This window comes from Streptomyces sp. NPDC048106 (assembly GCF_040706415.1).
GTDB lineage: Bacteria > Actinomycetota > Actinomycetes > Streptomycetales > Streptomycetaceae > Streptomyces.
The window spans coordinates 1-1297 of record NZ_JBEZND010000112.1; the positions used below are offsets into that span (position 1 = coordinate 1).

The 1297-nt window shown below is 68.2% G+C and carries 1 protein-coding gene; it reads right to left on the reverse strand.

Going from position 1 to position 1297, the window contains the following annotated elements; all coding sequences use genetic code 11:
- Nucleotides 1-1297 (reverse strand): acetate--CoA ligase (locus tag AB0927_RS40960; RefSeq protein WP_366672962.1); only part of this gene is annotated, 1297 nt, incomplete at both ends.

The following is a 1297-nucleotide window of genomic DNA, read 5'->3' on the forward strand; positions in this document are numbered from 1 at the left end:
GGGGAGTTTGTTCTGGATGAGGTCCATGACGCCGGCGTCGGTGAGGGTGGTGACGTCGCCGAGTTGGCGGTTTTCGGCGACGTCGCGCAGGAGGCGGCGCATGATCTTGCCGGAGCGGGTCTTGGGGAGTTCGGCGACGGGGAGGATGCGCTTGGGTTTGGCGATGGGGCCGAGGGTGGCGCCGACGTGGTCGCGGAGCTGGGTGGTGAGGGTGTCGTCCTCGGAGGCGGTGCCGCGCAGGATGACGAAGGCGACGATGGCTTGTCCGGTGGTTTCGTCGGTGGCGCCGACGACGGCGGCTTCGGCGACGGCGGGGTGGGAGACGAGGGCGGACTCGACTTCGGTGGTGGAGATGTTGTGGCCGGAGACGAGCATGACGTCGTCGACGCGGCCGAGGAGCCAGATGTCGCCGTCGTCGTCCTTCTTGGCGCCGTCGCCGGCGAAGTACTTGTCCTGGAAGCGGGACCAGTAGGTGTCCTTGAAGCGCTGGTCGTCGCCCCAGATGGTGCGGAGCATGGAGGGCCAGGGTTCGGTGAGGACGAGGTAGCCGCCGCCGCCGTCGGGTACTTCGTTGGCTTCGTCGTCGACGACGGTGGCGCTGATGCCGGGCAGGGGGCGCTGGGCGGAGCCGGGTTTGGTGTGGGTGACGCCGGGGAGGGGGGAGATCATCATGGCGCCGGTCTCGGTCTGCCACCAGGTGTCGACGACGGGGGTGCGGTCGGCGCCGATGTGTTTGCGGTACCAGATCCAGGCTTCGGGGTTGATGGGTTCGCCGACGGAGCCGAGGATGCGCAGGCTGCTGAGGTCGTGGGCGGCGGGGATGTCGTCGCCCCACTTCATGAAGGTGCGGATGGCGGTGGGGGCGGTGTAGAGGATGGAGACCTTGTACTTCTGGATGATTTCCCAGAAGCGTCCCTGGTGGGGGGTGTCGGGGGTGCCCTCGTACATGACCTGGGTGGCGCCGTTGGCGAGGGGGCCGTAGACGATGTAGGAGTGGCCGGTGACCCAGCCGACGTCGGCGGTGCACCAGAAGACGTCGGTCTCGGGCTTGAGGTCGAAGACGGCCCAGTGGGTGTAGGCGACCTGGGTGAGGTAGCCGCCGGAGGTGTGCAGGATGCCCTTGGGTTTTCCGGTGGTGCCGGAGGTGTAGAGGATGAACAGGGGGTGTTCGGCCTCGAAGGGTTCGGGGGTGTGGTGGGGGGACTGGCGGGCGACGAGGTCGTGCCACCACACGTCGCGGGTGTCGTCGAAGGCGACGTCCTGGCCGGTGCGGCGCACGACGAGGACGTGTTCGACG